17 protein-coding genes are annotated in these 15,348 nt (G+C 61.4%); 13 read left to right on the forward strand and 4 right to left on the reverse strand.

The features are described from left to right. Positions 1-126 precede the first annotated feature (126 nt). From dnaJ to SFY93_RS04005, 7 genes are all read left to right on the forward strand, one after another. Positions 127-1,269 (forward strand): molecular chaperone DnaJ, encoded by a 1,143-nt coding sequence (dnaJ, locus tag SFY93_RS03975; RefSeq protein WP_092140889.1) that lies wholly within the window; start codon positions 127-129, stop codon positions 1,267-1,269. Between the two features lie 92 nt (positions 1,270-1,361). Further along, positions 1,362-1,964, forward strand: a complete 603-nt coding sequence (locus tag SFY93_RS03980) for a class I SAM-dependent methyltransferase (protein WP_093757830.1) — start codon at positions 1,362-1,364, stop codon at positions 1,962-1,964. 45 nt (positions 1,965-2,009) lie between these two features. Continuing rightward, positions 2,010-2,588: an NADPH-dependent FMN reductase gene (locus tag SFY93_RS03985; protein WP_093757831.1), complete on the forward strand. Its 579-nt coding sequence runs from the start codon at positions 2,010-2,012 to the stop codon at positions 2,586-2,588. A 6-nt stretch (positions 2,589-2,594) separates the two neighbouring features. Beyond that, positions 2,595-3,311 (forward strand): orotidine-5'-phosphate decarboxylase, encoded by a 717-nt coding sequence (gene pyrF, locus SFY93_RS03990; RefSeq protein ID WP_089263059.1) that lies wholly within the window; start codon positions 2,595-2,597, stop codon positions 3,309-3,311. Between the two features lie 23 nt (positions 3,312-3,334). Further along, positions 3,335-3,637, forward strand: a complete 303-nt coding sequence (locus SFY93_RS03995) for a DUF1330 domain-containing protein (protein ID WP_068730266.1) — start codon at positions 3,335-3,337, stop codon at positions 3,635-3,637. 120 nt (positions 3,638-3,757) lie between these two features. After that, entirely contained in the window at positions 3,758-4,573 is an 816-nt protein-coding gene (gene dapB / locus SFY93_RS04000; RefSeq protein WP_089263057.1) for a 4-hydroxy-tetrahydrodipicolinate reductase, read from the forward strand. Between the two features lie 22 nt (positions 4,574-4,595). Then, positions 4,596-5,219 (forward strand): 2,3-bisphosphoglycerate-dependent phosphoglycerate mutase, encoded by a 624-nt coding sequence (locus SFY93_RS04005; RefSeq protein WP_320446129.1) that lies wholly within the window; start codon positions 4,596-4,598, stop codon positions 5,217-5,219. 26 nt (positions 5,220-5,245) lie between these two features. Here SFY93_RS04005 and SFY93_RS04010 read toward each other — a convergent pair whose 3' ends face one another. Further along, positions 5,246-6,037: an alpha/beta fold hydrolase gene (locus SFY93_RS04010; protein WP_320446130.1), complete on the reverse strand. Its 792-nt coding sequence runs from the start codon at positions 6,035-6,037 to the stop codon at positions 5,246-5,248. A 171-nt stretch (positions 6,038-6,208) separates the two neighbouring features. On the opposite strand from SFY93_RS04010, the gene SFY93_RS04015 reads away from it, so the two are divergent. The 3 genes from SFY93_RS04015 (at position 6,209) to SFY93_RS04025 (ending at position 9,829) form a co-directional block, all read left to right on the forward strand. Further along, positions 6,209-6,859: a GntR family transcriptional regulator gene (locus tag SFY93_RS04015; protein ID WP_320446131.1), complete on the forward strand. Its 651-nt coding sequence runs from the start codon at positions 6,209-6,211 to the stop codon at positions 6,857-6,859. Further along, positions 6,856-8,385, forward strand: coding sequence for an aldehyde dehydrogenase (locus tag SFY93_RS04020; RefSeq protein WP_320446132.1), 1,530 nt, complete (start codon positions 6,856-6,858; stop codon positions 8,383-8,385). The genes SFY93_RS04015 and SFY93_RS04020 overlap by 4 nt, the downstream gene beginning before the upstream one ends. A gap of 76 nt (positions 8,386-8,461) precedes the next feature. Continuing rightward, the gene (locus SFY93_RS04025) at positions 8,462-9,829 is read left to right on the forward strand and encodes an MFS transporter (protein ID WP_089263047.1); all 1,368 of its coding nucleotides are present in this window, start codon (positions 8,462-8,464) and stop codon (positions 9,827-9,829) included. Between the two features lie 43 nt (positions 9,830-9,872). Here SFY93_RS04025 and SFY93_RS04030 read toward each other — a convergent pair whose 3' ends face one another. Then, the gene (locus SFY93_RS04030; protein WP_320446133.1) at positions 9,873-10,754 is read right to left on the reverse strand and encodes a methylated-DNA--[protein]-cysteine S-methyltransferase; all 882 of its coding nucleotides are present in this window, start codon (positions 10,752-10,754) and stop codon (positions 9,873-9,875) included. A gap of 81 nt (positions 10,755-10,835) precedes the next feature. Further along, positions 10,836-11,354 carry a DUF2244 domain-containing protein gene (locus tag SFY93_RS04035; RefSeq protein ID WP_320446134.1) on the reverse strand — a complete coding sequence of 173 codons (519 nt, stop codon included), beginning with the start codon at positions 11,352-11,354 and terminating at the stop codon, positions 10,836-10,838. Between the two features lie 22 nt (positions 11,355-11,376). Between SFY93_RS04035 and nth the strand changes: the two genes are divergently transcribed. Next, positions 11,377-12,138, forward strand: coding sequence for an endonuclease III (nth, locus tag SFY93_RS04040; RefSeq protein WP_320446135.1), 762 nt, complete (start codon positions 11,377-11,379; stop codon positions 12,136-12,138). On the opposite strand, the gene SFY93_RS04045 is transcribed toward nth, so the two are convergent. Continuing rightward, positions 12,135-12,887, reverse strand: a complete 753-nt coding sequence (locus tag SFY93_RS04045) for a sulfate transporter family protein (RefSeq protein WP_320446136.1) — start codon at positions 12,885-12,887, stop codon at positions 12,135-12,137. The genes nth and SFY93_RS04045 overlap by 4 nt on opposite strands. Positions 12,888-13,027: 140 nt before the next feature. Between SFY93_RS04045 and SFY93_RS04050 the strand changes: the two genes are divergently transcribed. After that, complete coding sequence (locus tag SFY93_RS04050; RefSeq protein WP_320446137.1) at positions 13,028-14,410, forward strand: ABC transporter substrate-binding protein; 1,383 nt, start codon at positions 13,028-13,030, stop codon at positions 14,408-14,410. 53 nt (positions 14,411-14,463) lie between these two features. Beyond that, the gene (locus tag SFY93_RS04055; RefSeq protein WP_231078616.1) at positions 14,464-15,342 is read left to right on the forward strand and encodes a carbohydrate ABC transporter permease; all 879 of its coding nucleotides are present in this window, start codon (positions 14,464-14,466) and stop codon (positions 15,340-15,342) included. The last annotated feature ends 6 nt before the right edge of the window (positions 15,343-15,348 follow it).

The following is a 15,348-nucleotide window of genomic DNA, read 5'->3' on the forward strand; positions in this document are numbered from 1 at the left end:
GAGGGTTGTTTTTTGTTAGGCCGGCCTTGTTAGGCAAGTTTTGTTAGTGCGGGAGTAGCATCTTCATCGATGCGTTCTTCTGGGATGCTCCTCGGGATGAGGACCAATTTCGGGCGGATCTGACTGATGTCCACCAAGCAATGTTATTACGAGACGTTGGAAGTCGAGCGCGGCGCGAATGATGCGACCCTGAAGACGTCGTTTCGCAAGCTTGCGATGAAATGGCATCCGGACAAGAATCCAGGCGATGCCGCCGCTGAAGTGAAGTTCAAGGAAATTGCCGAGGCCTACGACGTCCTCAAGGACGGCGACAAGCGCGCGGCCTATGACCGTTATGGCCATGCGGCCTTTGAACAGGGCAATGGTGGCGGCGGTGGTCCGGGCTTTGGATCCGGCTTCGCCTCCTCCTTCTCCGACATTTTCGAAGACCTGTTCGGCATGGCCGGACAACGTGGCGGTGGCCGCAGCGGCGGCCGCGAGCGCGGGGCAGATCTGCGCTACAACATGGAAATCACGCTGGAGGAGGCTTACTCCGGCAAGACTGCACAGATCGAGATTCCGGTCGCGGTGACCTGCGAAGCCTGCTCCGGCACCGGCGCCAAGGCCGGCACCAAACCGAAGGCCTGTTCGACCTGCGGCGGCGCCGGCCGCGTCCGCCAGGCCCAGGGCTTCTTCACGCTGGAAAGGACCTGCCCGAGCTGTCAGGGCCGCGGTCAGATGATCGAAGATCCGTGCCCGAGCTGTTCCGGCGCCGGCCGCGTCGAGCGCGAGCGCACGCTCTCGGTCAACATTCCGGCGGGCGTCGAGGACGGCACCCGCATTCGTCTCGCCAACGAAGGCGAAGCCGGCGCGCGCGGTGGCCCGTCAGGCGATCTCTATATCTTCCTGTCGCTGGCCTCGCACGACTTCTTCCAGCGCGATGGCGCGGACCTGCATTGCCGCGTGCCGATCTCGATGGTGACCGCGGCGCTCGGCGGCGAATTCGAAGTGCCGACCATCGAAGGCGGGCGCAACAAGGTCAAGGTTCCCTCGGGCACGCAGTCCGGGCGCCGCTTCCGCGTTTCGTCGAAGGGCATGCCGGTGCTGCGCTCGCGCCAGACCGGCGACATGTATGTCCAGGTCGTCGTGGAAACGCCGCAGAACCTGACGAAAAAGCAGCAGGAGCTGCTGGCCGAATTCGAGAAACTATCTTCGGGTGCAACGCAACCTGAAGCCGCGGGTTTCTTCACTAAGGTCAAGGACTTCTTCGGAACGCGGACCGGCTCCTGACGTTGGAAGCTTGACCGTTTCCATTGTTGCCTATACCTCTTTATGACGAAATTCTGACGTTCCGCACGTTCCGCGGTCTGCCTGGAAGCGACATGCCTCTGCACTCGTCCGCGCGTACGTTGAAGAAGCCGCTCCGTCTCGACGACGAGGTTCGCTTCCTCCGTTCATGGATCGATAAGCCGCTGCATATGGGTGCCGTGATGCCGTCGGGCAAAGCTCTTGCCCGCACGATGGCGCAATATGTCGACAATGACGCGACCGGTCCGGTCATCGAACTTGGACCCGGCACCGGCGCGATCACCTCTGCGCTCGTCGCGCATGGGGTGGACCAGAAGCGTCTGGTGCTCGTCGAATTCAATCCCACCTTTTGCGCACTGCTGCGTGAGCGCTACCCACAGGCGACGATCGTTCAGGGCGACGCCTACACACTGCGCGATACCCTGTGGGATGTGCTGAAAGAGCCCGCCTCCGCCGTCGTCTCCGGCCTGCCGCTGGTCACCAAGCCAATGCTGACGCGCCTCAAGCTGATCCGCGATGCCTTCGCGGCGATGTCGCCGAACGCGCCCTTCGTGCAGTTCACCTATTCGGTGGCGCCGCCGATCCCCAAATCGCTGCCCGGCGTGTCCACAGAGGCCTCCGAGCGGATCTGGATGAACCTTCCGCCGGCGCGCGTCTGGGTGTATCGCAAACGCTAGTGCCGGCCGCGATCGCGCGGTGGCTTCGCCCCGACGATCGGAATCATGGCTGCGATCAAGATCCTCGTTATTCCAGGCTCGCTGCGCACAGGGTCGCTGAATGCGAAACTCGCGGCTGTCGCCATTGACGCGCTGGTTCGCGCCGATGTCGATGCCACCAGGATTTCGCTCGGCGACTTTCCGCTGCCGATCTATGACGGCGACCTCGAGAGCAATTCCGGCGTACCGAAACATGCGCTCGATCTGAAGCGTATGATATCGGCGCATCATGGTGTGCTGATCGTGACGCCTGAATACAACGCGTCGCTGCCGCCGCTGGTGAAGAATACGATCGACTGGATCTCGCGCGTGGAAGACACGCATGAGAGCAAGGGCCAGGTGTTTCGCGAGCGGCCGTTTGCGATTGCGGCGGCTTCGAATGGGCGGCTTGGCGGTGCGCGCTGTTTGCAGGCCTTGCGGCTGGTGCTGTCGGCGTGTCGCGCGATGGTGATCCCGAACCAGCTCACGCTGGCGTTCGCCGGTGAGGCCTATGACGATATGGACCGGCTGAAACACGCCGCCGACAAGGATGCGATGACGGCGATGGTGCGCCAGCTTATCGATGTCGCGCAGCAGATGAAGTGAGACGAGATGACGTTGCAGACCATTGATCCCCGCGACCGCCTGATCGTCGCGCTCGATTTGCCGGATGTTGACGCTGCCGAAGCGATGATCGCGCGGCTCGGCGACAGCGTGACTTTCTACAAGATCGGCTATCAGCTCGGCTATGCTGGCGGTCTGCCGCTGGTGCGCAAGCTCGCCGATACCGGAAAGAAGGTGTTCGCCGATCTGAAGATGCACGACATCGGCAACACCGTCGCGCGCGGTGTGGAAAGCGTGGCGAAGCTCGGCGCGACCTTTCTCACCGTGCATGGCTATCCGCAGACCATGCAGGCGGCGGCCAATGCCAGCAAGGGCTCCGGCCTGAAGATCCTCGCGGTGACAGTACTGACCTCGTACGACAACGAGGATCTGAAGGCCGCGGGCTATCAACTCGGTGTCAGCGATCTCGTCGCCGCGCGCGCGCAGCAGGCGCAGGCGCTCGGTATCGATGGCCTCGTCTGCTCGCCGGAAGAGGCGGCGAACCTGCGCAAGCATATCAAGCCTGAGATGTGTCTGGTCACGCCCGGTGTGCGCCCCGCGGGCAGTGACGTGGGCGATCAGAAGCGGATCATGACCCCGGCACGCGCGATTGCCGAAGGTTCGGACTATCTGGTGGTCGGCCGTCCGGTAATGGAAGCTGCTGATCCGAAGGCTGCGGCCGAGGCGATCGTCGCCGAAATTACGCAGGCACTGGCGAACAAGTAAGAACGGGACAGGGAGAGAGACAGATGGCCAAGGCTTACTGGATTGCACGCGTCGACGTGCACAATATGGACGGCTACAAGCAATACGTGGCCGAGAACGGCCCGGTCTTCAATAAATTCGGGGCCAAATTCCTGGTGCGCGGTGGTCAGTTCGAGGCCAAGGAAGGCACGTCGCGCTCGCGCAATGTTGTGCTCGAATTCAAGGACTACGCGACCGCGCTAGCCTGTTACAATTCGCCGGAATACCAGCGGTTGGTCGCGATGCGCAGCCCGCACGGCGAGAGCGATCTCGTGATCATCGAGGGGTATGACGGTCCGCAGCCTTGAGCGGCAGGGCCTTAAGCATGTGTTTGATCTGATTGGTATCTAAGGACTTTAGGTACCGTGGGCGTGTTGCCGCCGTGGCAACGCGCCGCTATACCGCCTTGAGATACTGAGGATCGTTCAATGTCCGATATGAGACTGATCGTTGCTGGCGCCGGCGGCCGAATGGGCCGCGCGCTGATCCGCACCATCTCCGAAACCCCCGGCGCTGTTGTTTCCGGTGCGCTCGAGGCGCCCGGCTCGGAGCTGCTCGGACAGGATGCCGGCGTGCTCGCCGGCCTGCCCGAGAACGGCGTCAAACTCTCGGCCGACCTCTGGACGCTGTCGAAGGATGCCGATGGTATCCTTGATTTCACGGTGCCTGCGGCGACCATCGCCAATGTTGCGATCGCAGCCCAGCGCGGCCTCGTTCACGTGATCGGCACCACCGGCCTGTCGTCGTCGGACAACGCGGTGATCAAGAGCGTGACCGGTCAGGCCATCGTCGTGCAGTCGGGCAATATGAGCCTCGGCGTCAATCTGCTCGCCGCGCTGGTGAAGCGCGTTGCGCAGTCGCTCGATGACGGCTTCGACATCGAAGTGCTGGAGATGCATCACAAGGCCAAGATCGACGCGCCCTCGGGCACGGCTTTCATGCTGGGTCAGGCTGCTGCCGAGGGCCGCAAGATTCCGCTCGAGCAACATTCGGCGCGTGGCCGCGACGGGCTCACCGGCGCGCGCAAAACCGGCGATATCGGCTTTGCCTCGTTGCGCGGCGGTACTGTCGCTGGCGATCATACGGTGATCTTCGCCGGTCCCCATGAACGCATCGAGCTGTCGCACAAGGCCGAGGATCGCATGATCTTCGCCCATGGTGCGCTGAAGGCGGCGATGTGGGCGCATGGAAAAAAGCCAGGTTTGTACTCGATGGCTGACGTGCTCGGCCTTGGTGAAATGTAAGAAGAACGAAACGGAATTCTCGATGAACGAACGTCTTCTCGTCCTCGTCCGTCATGGACAGAGCGAATGGAATCTGAAGAACCTTTTCACCGGCTGGAAAGATCCTGATCTCACCGAGAAGGGCGTCGCAGAGGCCAAGGAAGCCGGCCGCAAGCTGAAGGCGCAGGGTCTGACCTTCGATGTCGCGTTCACCTCGGCGCTGACCCGCGCGCAGCACACGCTCAATCTCACACTGGAAGAGATGGGCCAGACCGGCCTGCCGATCACGAAACATCTGGCGCTGAACGAGCGCGATTACGGTGATCTCTCCGGCCTCAATAAGGACGACGCCCGCGCCAAATGGGGCGAGGAGCAGGTCCATGTCTGGCGTCGTTCCTATGACGTGCCGCCGCCCGGTGGCGAGAGCCTGAAGGATACGCTGGCGCGCACGCTGCCGTATTTCGTGCAGGAAATCCTGCCCTGCGTGCTGCGCGGCGAACGCACGCTGGTAGCGGCCCACGGCAATTCGCTGCGTGCCCTGATCATGGTGCTGGAGAAGCTGACGCCGGAAGGCATTCTCGCCCGCGAACTCGCAACCGGCGTGCCGGTGATCTACCGACTCAATGCCGACGCGACGGTGGCATCGAAGGTGGATCTGGCGGGTTGATCGACGCGCTCGATTGCGTGGCGCGGTTAGCGCGCCATCGCAACCGACACGAAATCCGAGATCGCATCCAGAAAGACGTCCGGCTTCTGCAATTGCGGGACATGCGCGCAGCCCGGAAGCACGATCAGTCGTGCATCAGGTAGTCCGGCAGCAAGCTCTCTGGACATCGGTGGTGGCGTCGCTTCATCGTGCTCGCCGACCAGCACCAGCACCGGCGCTTTGACGGTCCCGATCTCGGGGCGCAGGTCCAGCGTCGCCAGGGACTCGCAGGCACTCTGAAACACGCCGGGATCCGTGCGCAAAAAGGCATCGCGGCGATCGCGCATCAGCTCCGGGTTCTGCTCCTGAAATTCAGCGGCGAACAAGCGTCGCATCGCGACATCGGTAACCGCCGGCAATCCCTTGGTCGATGCTGCCGTCGCCATGTTGCGGAACGCCTCGCGGCCGGGTTCGGAAAACGCTGCGCCGCAATCGGCGAGAACCAGACGGCCTGCAATGCCCGGATGGCGGATCGCCATCTGCAAGGCAACGAAACCGCCATAGCCGTTACCGAGCACGATCGTGTCCGCGCCGTCGCCGCAGTCCCTGACGGCCTCCGCCACGCGGTCCGCCACCGCGGCCAGTCCGCCGCTTACGGTGTCTGATCCCCCAAAACCCGGCAATTCGGGAACGATGACACGGTGGGTCTTGGCCAGCGAGGGCACGATGCTGTCGAAGCTTGCCCGGTCAGACAGCAGCGAGTGAAGCAGCACCATGGCCGGTCCTTCGCCGAATTGCGCTGCATTGACGGTGCCGTTTGCCAAGCGCCGATCTGCCATTTTTGCCTCTCCAGTCAAAAGCTTGCAGCCCGCAGCCTGATCGGCTGTCGCATCCGCCTGTCCTGTTGTGTCCCGGACCGGAGCCTAAAAGCAAGTCCCCGATCGCGCAAATCTGACTTGACGTGATATTTCACGATATGCATCTTTGTCGGAGAATCAGAGGAAATATCCGTGCTTCTTCGAGATAATGTCTACAATAGCCTCAGGTCTGATATCCTGATGTGTCGCTTTCTGCCAGGCGATGATATGCGGGAGCAGGAGCTGGCGGAGCGCTATGCGGTCAGCCGCCAGCCCGTACGTGAGGCTTTGCTGCGGCTGGAGCGCGAGCATCTCGTGACGGTGCAGCCGCGCCAGGGTTATCGGGTCAATCCGATCTCGATCTCGGACGCCCGGGACCTATTGCGGTTTCGCTATGCGGTCGAGCCGGCCTGTGTGTCGGAAGCGATCGAGCACGCCTCGGACAACATCCTGCGCGGATTGGACCAGTACAGGTCGTTCGACGGCTCGGCGGAAGATTTCATCGATTATAACCGCGCCTTCCACATCGCGCTGGCACAGGCGTCCGGCAACCGGCGCATGGCGTCGGCCGCGCGCGATCTGATCGAACAGGCCGACCGGCTAGTGCGCGTCAGCATCGCCAACGTCAAGGGCCGCGATCACATGCAGCTCGTGGGTGAGCACGTCAGCCTGATCGACGCCATGCAGCGCCGCGACCAGCGCGGCGCGGCGCGCATCATCAAGGCCCACATCGAGAAAACAGAAAAGCGCGTGCTGCCTGCCTTGGCGCGTAACGCGATCATCGTCGAAGGGAGAGATCTATGAACATTCCAGCAAAAACCGGCTCCATCGATGTCGAGATTCACGGCAACTTCGTAGACGGCCGCGAAGTCGAGGCCGGCAACGGCGAGATGATCGATGTGCGCAACCCGGCCACGGGCGACGTAATCGCGCGAATCCCCAATTCGACCGCAGCCGATATCGATCATGCCATGAAGAGCGCGCGTGCGGCGTTCGAAGGGCGCGCCTGGGGTGGCATGGATACACGTGCCCGTGCGCGCCTGATCAATAAGCTCGCCGATGCGTTCGAGGCCAACTTAGACACGCTGTATCGGCTGGAAACGTTGAACAACGGCCGTCCAGTCAACGAGACACGTGCGCAGCTCTCGCGCCTCCCGGACTTCTTCCGCTACTTCGCGGGCGTCGCCCTGGCGCGGCGCGATTCCGTCATTCCGGTTGAAGGCGCGTATCTCAACTATACGCTGCGCACGCCGATCGGGATCGTGGCGAACTGTACGCCGTTCAATCATCCGCTGATGATCCTGTGCAAGTCGCTGGCTGCCGTTCTGGCCACCGGTTGCGTCACCGTCGTCAAGCCGTCGGAATATACGCCCCTGACCACGTTGAAGCTCGCGCAGATCTTCACCGAAGCCGGCCTGCCGCCGGGCGTATTTAATATCGTGCTCGGCTACGGCCCGAGCGCCGGCAAGATGCTGTCCGAACACCCTGACATCAACAAGCTGGTGCTGACCGGTGGCACTGAAGCGGGGCGCATCGCCGGATCATCCGCGGCGAAAGTGTTCGCGCATCAGACCATGGAGCTCGGCGGCAAGACGCCCGTCATGGTGTTCGATGATTTCGATGTCGATCAGGCGGTCAATTACGCCGCTTTCGGCGCCTTCATCGGTGCTGGCCAGACTTGCGTCTGCGCTTCCAGGCATATCGTGCAGGCCTCGATCTACGACGAGTTCGTCGCGAAGCTGCAGGCCAAGACGAAGTCTATCCGCATCGGCGATCCGTTCGATCCCAACACGCAGCTCGGCCCGGTGATCTCGGCACGCCAGCGTGACCGCGTGCTTTCCTATGCGCGTTTCGGCCACGAAGACGGTGCCCGGCTGGTTGCTGGTGGCGTTGCGGCAAAGGTTGCCGGTCACGAAAACGGGTTCTTCGTGGAGCCCACGGTGTTCGCCGATGTTCGGTCGGACATGCGCATCTTCCAGGAAGAGGTGTTCGGTCCGTTCACATCTGTCACGCCGTTCAAGGACGAGGCCGATGCGTTGCGTCTGGCCAATGATTCCCCGTTCGGACTTGCAGCGGCGATCCGCACCCGTGACGTCGCGCGCGCACATCGCGTGGCCGGCCGCGTCAAGGCGGGTATCGTCTGGATCAATGATCATCATCGCCTCGATCCTGCATCGCCCTGGGGCGGCGTGGACGACAGTGGCATCGGCCGTGAATGCGGCACCGAAAGCTTCGATGATCACTTCAACACCAAGAGCGTGATGGTGGCGACGGGCGATGGCCCGTTCGACTGGTATCGCGACACGGCGGGGCAGAAGCGACTGAACTAGAGCAAAGCGATCGCCAACAGATCCCCCACAGAGGGACGGCGCTAATCGATATGGAAACAAACAGGGAGAGACGACGATGCCGACATCAGTAAATGCGGGCGGCCGGTTGGACCGGCTGCCGATCGGACCGTTCCACTACCGCATCATGACGTTGATCGGGATTGGAATGTTCTTCGACGGCTTTGACATCTATATCGCAGGAACAGTGCTGGGCGTGACGCTCAAGAGCGGCTTCTCGACACTCGCGGAGAATGCGCTGTTCATTTCGGCGACGTTCTTCGGAATGATGCTCGGCTCGTTCGGCACCGGCTTTCTCGGTGATCGCTACGGCCGTCGGTTCTCCTACCAGTTCAATCTGCTGCTGTTCGGCGTGGCATCGCTTGCGGCGGCATTCGCACCAAACATGACCATCCTGATCCTGTGCCGCTTCGTGATGGGCCTCGGACTCGGTGCCGAAAACGTGGTCGGCTACTCGACGATGACCGAGTTCGTTCCCGCGCGTTCGCGGGGCAAGTATCTGGGGCTGATGGCCGTCTGCGTCGTCAGTGGCCTGCCGGTGGCGCTACTGGTGGCCTCGTTCGTGGTGCCGATGTTCGGATGGCGCGCCATGTTCGTACTCGGCGGCATCGGTGCGCTGGTGGTCTGGTACATGCGCAAGAACCTGCCGGAGTCGCCGCGCTGGCTCGAGGCCGTCGGCCGCCGCGAGGAGGCAGAGGCGCTCATGCAGAAGATCGAGAGTGAGGCCGCCCAAGGCAAGCCGCTGCCACCGGTGACCACGGTCCCGACCGTGCAGGCGTCCGGCCAGCTGTCGTCGCTATTCGCGCCCCCACTGCTGTCGCGTATGATCGTCGGTTCGATCTGCCTGATCACCATCAACACATTGCTGTATGGCTTCGTGACCTGGCTGCCGGTGTTCTTCATCAAACAGGGATTGAGTGTTGCCACGTCGTTCAGTTACTCGCTACTGATGGCGCTGGGTGCTCCGGTCGGCTCGGCCATCGGCGCGCTGACGGCCGACCGTTGGGGCCGCAAGCCGACCATCATCGGTTCGTCGCTGATCGCGGTGGTGTTGGGCATCATCTATCCGATGATTTCCGATCCGCTTCTGCTGCCAGCGGTCGGTTTCGCGCTCACGATCCCGATCTATGTGCTGGTTGCGTTGCTGTTCGGCATCTATATCCCCGAACTGTTCCCCACCGAAGTGCGCTTGCGGGCGTCGGGGATCGTCAACACGCTGGGGCGCGGCGCAACCATCGTGACGCCGTTCTTGGTGGTGACCCTGTTCGAGGCGCGCGGCGTTGCGGGCGTAATGGCGCTGATGATCGGATTGCTGGTGCTGCAGATCATCACGGTGTGGGCGTTCGGCATTGAGCCACGGAACCGCAGCCTTGAAGAAATGAAGACCGACGAATCCTCAGCGCCCGTGCTGAAGGAAGCGTCTTAGTCGTTCAGTCCAATGGGCCGCAGGAAACTGCGGCCCATTGCTGCTAATTCGCTCCCACCTGTCCGGCTTCCCAGCCGATCATGGCCTGCTTCCGTGTAATGCCCCAATGATAACCCGTCAGCGCGCCGGATTTACCGAGCGCGCGATGGCACGGCACCACGAAGGAAATCGGGTTCCTGCCGACGGCGGCGCCGACGGCGCGTGCGGCCTTCGGGTTTTCGATCTTACAGGCGATATCCGAATAGCTGACGGCGCGGCCCATCGGGATTTTCAGCAGCGTTTCCCAGACACGGACTTCGAAGTCGGTGCCGATCAGCACCACCCGCAACGGCTGGTCCGGGCGCCACAGCTTGCTGTCGAAAATTCGCTGCGCCAGTCCAGCCGTGCCAGGAGTGTCCTCAATCAATGTGGCCGCCGGCCAGCGCCGACTCATGTCGGCGAAAGCGCGCTGTTCGTCGCCGGGATCGGAGAAAGCGAGACCCGCAAGGCCGCGGTCGCTGGCGATCACGATGGCAGTGCCGAACGGCGAGGAATGGAAGCCATAACGCAGCTCCATGCCGGCGCCGCCGGTCTTCCATTCACCCGGCGACATCGCCTCATGCGTCACGAACAGGTCATGCAGACGGCTTGGGCCTGACAGACCGGAATCGAGGGCTGCGTCGAGCACGCTGGCAGAATCGCGCAGTAGGCCCTTAGCGTGGTCGAGCGTCAGCGCCTGCATGAACGCTTTCGGTGTCAGTCCGGCCCAGCGGCGGAACAGGTGGTGCAACTCGTCCGGCGTCACGCTCGCGGCGTCCGCCACGGCCTCGATGTTCGGCTGGCCCCGCCACTGTGAGTGCATGAAACCTATGGCACGGCGCACGGAATCGTAATCGCGCAGGGCCGCGTCGCGCTGGCCCGGCTTGATCGGGCGATGCTCAGTCATCGCTAGGTCTCTGGCAAGATTCATCATGATATTGATGTAGGCCTGCCCCGGCGCGCAAACCACCCGATTCCCGATTGGTCATCAGCTCACCGGATTATAGGTCTGGCCGCGTTTGGCGGCCTGGAGCGCTTCCATCAAGGCTTTGATGAAGCTTGCCTTTTCCTCCGCGCCGAGGAACCGTGCGATCGACACCCGACGGCCGCGCGACACCAGAAAAAGCTGCTCGATGCCGAATTCGGCGTGGCACACCTGATCGATCTGCACCCAGAGTGGATTGAATGCCCATTCCACGACGTCGCCGCGGGGGCTGACCCGGCGCACACGGATTTCCGACGGCGTGACCGTGATCTCTTCGGTGGCCCTGGCGCGTCTGTCGTAGACTTTGAAGGCGATATAGATCGCCAGCAGGTCGAGGCCGAAAAAGCCGAGCACCGGCCAGGCGCCCATCAGCAGGAAGGTCATACCCGCGCCGAACGAGACCATGCTGATGAAACCCATGAGCATGAGGAAGCCCTTGCGACCCAGCGCGTGATGCGGACGCAGTAGCGCGCTGAACAGCATCGGTTCCGGCGGGACGTCAAAGTCGTTGCCTGATGTCATGGTCCCTCAGTATATCCCTTTGATGCCGAAAATCACCCGCAAGCTCCCCGCCAGCACGAAATCCAGTCCTGCAAAGAAGGTCGTAGCGAGAGCGGTCAAGGCACCAGCGAAGAAGATAGCCAAGCTGAAACCCATCAAGTTGAGGCCTTGGACCAAAGCCCAGGTCCATGAAGCCTTCTCGCGCTTCCGCAAGGCCAATCCCGAGCCCAAGGGCGAGCTCGAACATCTCAATCCCTACACATTGCTGGTTGCAGTGGTGTTGTCCGCGCAGGCGACTGACGCCGGAGTCAACAAGGCGACGCGCGCGCTGTTTCCCATCGCCGATACGCCGCAAAAGATGATCGATCTCGGCGAAGAGACGGTGCGGGAGTATATCAAGACCATCGGCCTCTATCGCACCAAGGCGAAGAACGTTATCGCGCTCTCGGAAAAGCTGATGCGCGAATTCGGCGGCGTCGTGCCGCGCACCCGCACCGAAATCGAGTCGTTACCGGGGGCGGGGCGCAAGACCGCCAATGTCGTGCTCAACATGGCGTTTGGCGAGCACACGATGGCTGTGGACACCCATGTCTTTCGCGTCGGCAATCGCACCAACATGGCGCCGGGCAAGAACGTGCTGGACGTCGAACTCGAATTGGAGCGCGTGATCCCGCACGAGTTCATGCTGCATGCTCATCATTGGCTGATCCTGCACGGCCGCTATACGTGTCTCGCACGCAAGCCGCGCTGCGAGGTGTGTCTGATCAACGATCTGTGCCAGTGGCCGGAGAAGACGGTGGTCTAGGCGACCGGCATCTTCGTCACGCGACCCGGCTCGATCAACTCCGGTCGTGGTCCGCTCAATCGCTTGTGCATATGGACCATGAAGGCCATGCCGAACAGCGGCGTGGCCAGGTTGACGATCGGGATCGAGACGAAGGCTGCGATGAACAGCCCGGCGGTGAACACCGTCGCCGCATGCTGCTTGCGCATCGCCTTGGCGTCCGCCGGCGAGCGGAACCGCATGGCGGCCAGCTCGAAATATTCGCGGCCGAGCAGCCAGGCTGTGGCGATGAAGAAGACAACGAAACCAATGCCGGCGAAGAATACGAAGGGTAGCGCGATCAGATAGACCGCAATGGTCAGCAGCGCGGTCTTGCCGCCCTCGGTAATGGCGAGCCCGAACGGCAAGGCGACGCCGACACGCTCCGCGGGATAGTGCTCGCGCTCGACGATATCGGCAACATCATCAACGAACACGCTGGCGACCAGTGACGTGATCGCCGGCATCAGAAAGATTGCGCCGACGACGACGCCGAGACCGGCGGCAATCGACAAGATCCAGGACAGCACATTGATCATCGTGTGATAATCCGACCCAATCGTGCTTTCGGCCCAGATGCCGCCCGCAGTGGCAGCCCAGTTCAATAGCCGCTGCATGCCGATCGCCAATACGGTGATTAAAATCAGGGCAAGTCCGATCGACCTCCACAGAATGCTGCGCATCGGTGGCGAAAGAATTTGCGATAACGCCTTGGCGGCAGCGACAAGCATCCGATTTTCTCCTCGTAATCACGAAGACCTAACCGTTGCGAAGTTGTCAGACAAGTGCAGCGCAGCATCGACTTCTTCACTGGACGGATAAATAGAAAAAGGTAGTCTCAAGAAAAACAATCATCAGGGAGGACGACGTTTTGATCACCAAGGGTACCCGTGCGCTTGTTTTTGCCACTGCCGCTTCCGGCTTGTTTCTGACCGCAGCGCCCGCCTTCGCGCAGCAAAGCATCACCGTCTGGTTCAGCAAGGGTTTCTACAAATCCGAAGATGAATCACTGCTGGCCGCGATCAAAAAATTCGAGGACAAGACCAAGATCAAGGTCGAACTCTCGCAATATGCCATTCAAGATATGATCCCGAAAACCGTGGCCGCGCTGGATTCCGGCACGCCGCCGGATGTCGCCTATGCCGATACTTATGACGTGCAGGCGTCGGGCAAATGGGCTTTCGAGGGCAAGCTGGAGGATCTGACCGACATTCTTGCGCCGATGAAGGACAAGTTTGCTCCGAATACGGTCGAAACGGCCTATCTGATGAATGGTCAGACCAAGAAGAAAGCCTATTACGGGTTTCCGCTGAAGCAGCAGTCGATGCATGTGGAGATCTGGAGCGATCTGCTCGAACAGGCCGGCTACAAAGTCAGCGATATCCCCAAGGACTGGAAGGGCTATTGGTCGTTCTGGTGCGACAAGGTCCAGCCGGCCTATCGCAAGGCGTCAGGCAGCCGCGCCTATGGCGTCGGCCAGCCGATGGGTGTGGAATCTACCGACTCCTTCCAGTCGTTCTACACCTTCATGGACGCCTATAACGTCAAGCTGGTCGATGATGACGGCAAGCTGCTGGTGGACGATCCCAAGGTTCGGGAAGGTCTGATCAGTGCACTGAGGGACTACACCGACACCTACATTAAAGGTTGCACGCCGCCATCATCCACCACATGGAAGGATCCTGACAACAATGTTGCCTTCCACAACAAGACGATCGTGATGACACACAACTTCACGATTTCGATCGCGGCGAAGTGGTACGAGGATTCGCAGAACCAGTCGCTGACGCCGGAGCAGCGCGCGGCCGGCAAGAAGGCCTATGAGGAAACGATCGTTACGGCATCGTTCCCGCTGAAGCCGGATGGCTCGCCGATCAAGTATCGCTCCGACGTCAAGACGGGGATGATCTTCTCGCAGTCGAAGAACAAGGCGGGCGCCAAGGAGTTCGTGAAGTTCCTGATGGAAGAAGAAAACCTTGGCCCCTATGTCGAAGGTGCGCTGGGTCGCTGGTTCCCGGTGACCAAGGCCGGACAGGCAAGCCCGTTCTGGCAGGCCGACAAGCATCGCAAGGCGGTCTACACCCAGTTCACGGGAGGCACCTCGTCGTTCGATTTCGTGAAGAACTACAAGTTCACGATCCTCAATAACGAGAATGTCTGGGCCAAGGCGATGAACCGCGTGGTCAGCGAGAAGGTGCCGGTCGAGAAGGCCGTCGATGAGTTGATCGCCCGCATCAAGGAAATCGCGGGTTAGTCCGAGACAAAGCCGGCCGCCCCTCGCGGCCGGCTTTTGCAATGGTGTACAGCATGGCCACGATCACCTATCCCGCTCCCGCCGATACGCTGCCACGCCGGCCATGGTCGGCCCGCCTCACGACGCCGCAGGTCTGGGGCGTCGTGATGATCGCGCCCTATCTGCTCGTGTTCGCCGCCTTCGTGGTCTATCCGATCGGTTATGGCTTGTGGTTGGCGCGGCACCCGGCGAGTTACGTCGCGCTCTATAACGATCCGGTATTCGCGCGCGCCGTCGTCAACACGCTGATCTTCCTGATTATCGGCATCAATCTCAAAATGCTGGTGGCGCTGTTCCTGTCCGGCTTCTTCGTGCAGTCGCGCACCTGGATACGTTGGCTATCGGTGCTGTTCATTCTGCCCTGGGCGGTGCCGTCGATCCCGACCATCCTGTCCGTGCGCTTCATGTTCAATCCCGAATGGGGCGTGATCAATAACCTGATCTTCAAATTCACTGGCGAGGATGGGCCCAACTGGCTGAATGACCCCGCCATGGGTCTGACGCTGGCGATTCTGGTCCACATCTGGAAGTCGCTGCCGTTCTGGACGTTGATCCTGATGACAGGGCGTCTAGCGATCTCGACGGACATGTTCGAGGCCGCCGATGTCGACGGCGCCAGCTGGTGGCAGAAATTCCGCTTCATCACCTGGCCATCGATGCAGACGCTGTATCTGACCTGCACGCTGCTTTCGATGATCTGGACGCTCGGCGACTTCAACAGCGTCTATCTGTTGACGGGAGGCGGGCCAGCGGATCTCACTCATGTTCTGTCTACATTGGGGATTCGCTATCTCCGCCTCGATCAGCTCGACATGTCGATGGCATCCATCGTTTGCGCGATGCCGCTTGTGCTGCCGCTGGTCTATTTCATGATGAAACGGCTCTCTCGATGAAGAGGT

This window comes from Tardiphaga sp. 42S5, assembly GCF_034044155.1.
Classification (GTDB): Bacteria; Pseudomonadota; Alphaproteobacteria; order Rhizobiales; family Xanthobacteraceae; genus Tardiphaga; species Tardiphaga robiniae.

Coding starts and splice junctions, on each gene's coding strand:
- pyrF (WP_089263059.1), top strand. CDS start 2,595: ATGACGTTGCAGACCATTGATCCCCGCGACCGCCTGATCGTCGCGCTC.
- SFY93_RS04005 (WP_320446129.1), top strand. CDS start 4,596: ATGAACGAACGTCTTCTCGTCCTCGTCCGTCATGGACAGAGCGAATGG.
- SFY93_RS03995 (WP_068730266.1), top strand. CDS start 3,335: ATGGCCAAGGCTTACTGGATTGCACGCGTCGACGTGCACAATATGGAC.
- SFY93_RS04020 (WP_320446132.1), top strand. CDS start 6,856: ATGAACATTCCAGCAAAAACCGGCTCCATCGATGTCGAGATTCACGGC.
- SFY93_RS04045 (WP_320446136.1), bottom strand. CDS start 12,887: ATGCTTGTCGCTGCCGCCAAGGCGTTATCGCAAATTCTTTCGCCACCG.
- dapB (WP_089263057.1), top strand. CDS start 3,758: ATGTCCGATATGAGACTGATCGTTGCTGGCGCCGGCGGCCGAATGGGC.
- SFY93_RS04035 (WP_320446134.1), bottom strand. CDS start 11,354: ATGACATCAGGCAACGACTTTGACGTCCCGCCGGAACCGATGCTGTTC.
- SFY93_RS03985 (WP_093757831.1), top strand. CDS start 2,010: ATGGCTGCGATCAAGATCCTCGTTATTCCAGGCTCGCTGCGCACAGGG.
- SFY93_RS04055 (WP_231078616.1), top strand. CDS start 14,464: ATGGCCACGATCACCTATCCCGCTCCCGCCGATACGCTGCCACGCCGG.
- dnaJ (WP_092140889.1), top strand. CDS start 127: ATGTCCACCAAGCAATGTTATTACGAGACGTTGGAAGTCGAGCGCGGC.
- SFY93_RS04025 (WP_089263047.1), top strand. CDS start 8,462: ATGCCGACATCAGTAAATGCGGGCGGCCGGTTGGACCGGCTGCCGATC.
- SFY93_RS04010 (WP_320446130.1), bottom strand. CDS start 6,037: ATGGCAGATCGGCGCTTGGCAAACGGCACCGTCAATGCAGCGCAATTC.
- SFY93_RS03980 (WP_093757830.1), top strand. CDS start 1,362: ATGCCTCTGCACTCGTCCGCGCGTACGTTGAAGAAGCCGCTCCGTCTC.
- nth (WP_320446135.1), top strand. CDS start 11,377: ATGCCGAAAATCACCCGCAAGCTCCCCGCCAGCACGAAATCCAGTCCT.
- SFY93_RS04030 (WP_320446133.1), bottom strand. CDS start 10,754: ATGACTGAGCATCGCCCGATCAAGCCGGGCCAGCGCGACGCGGCCCTG.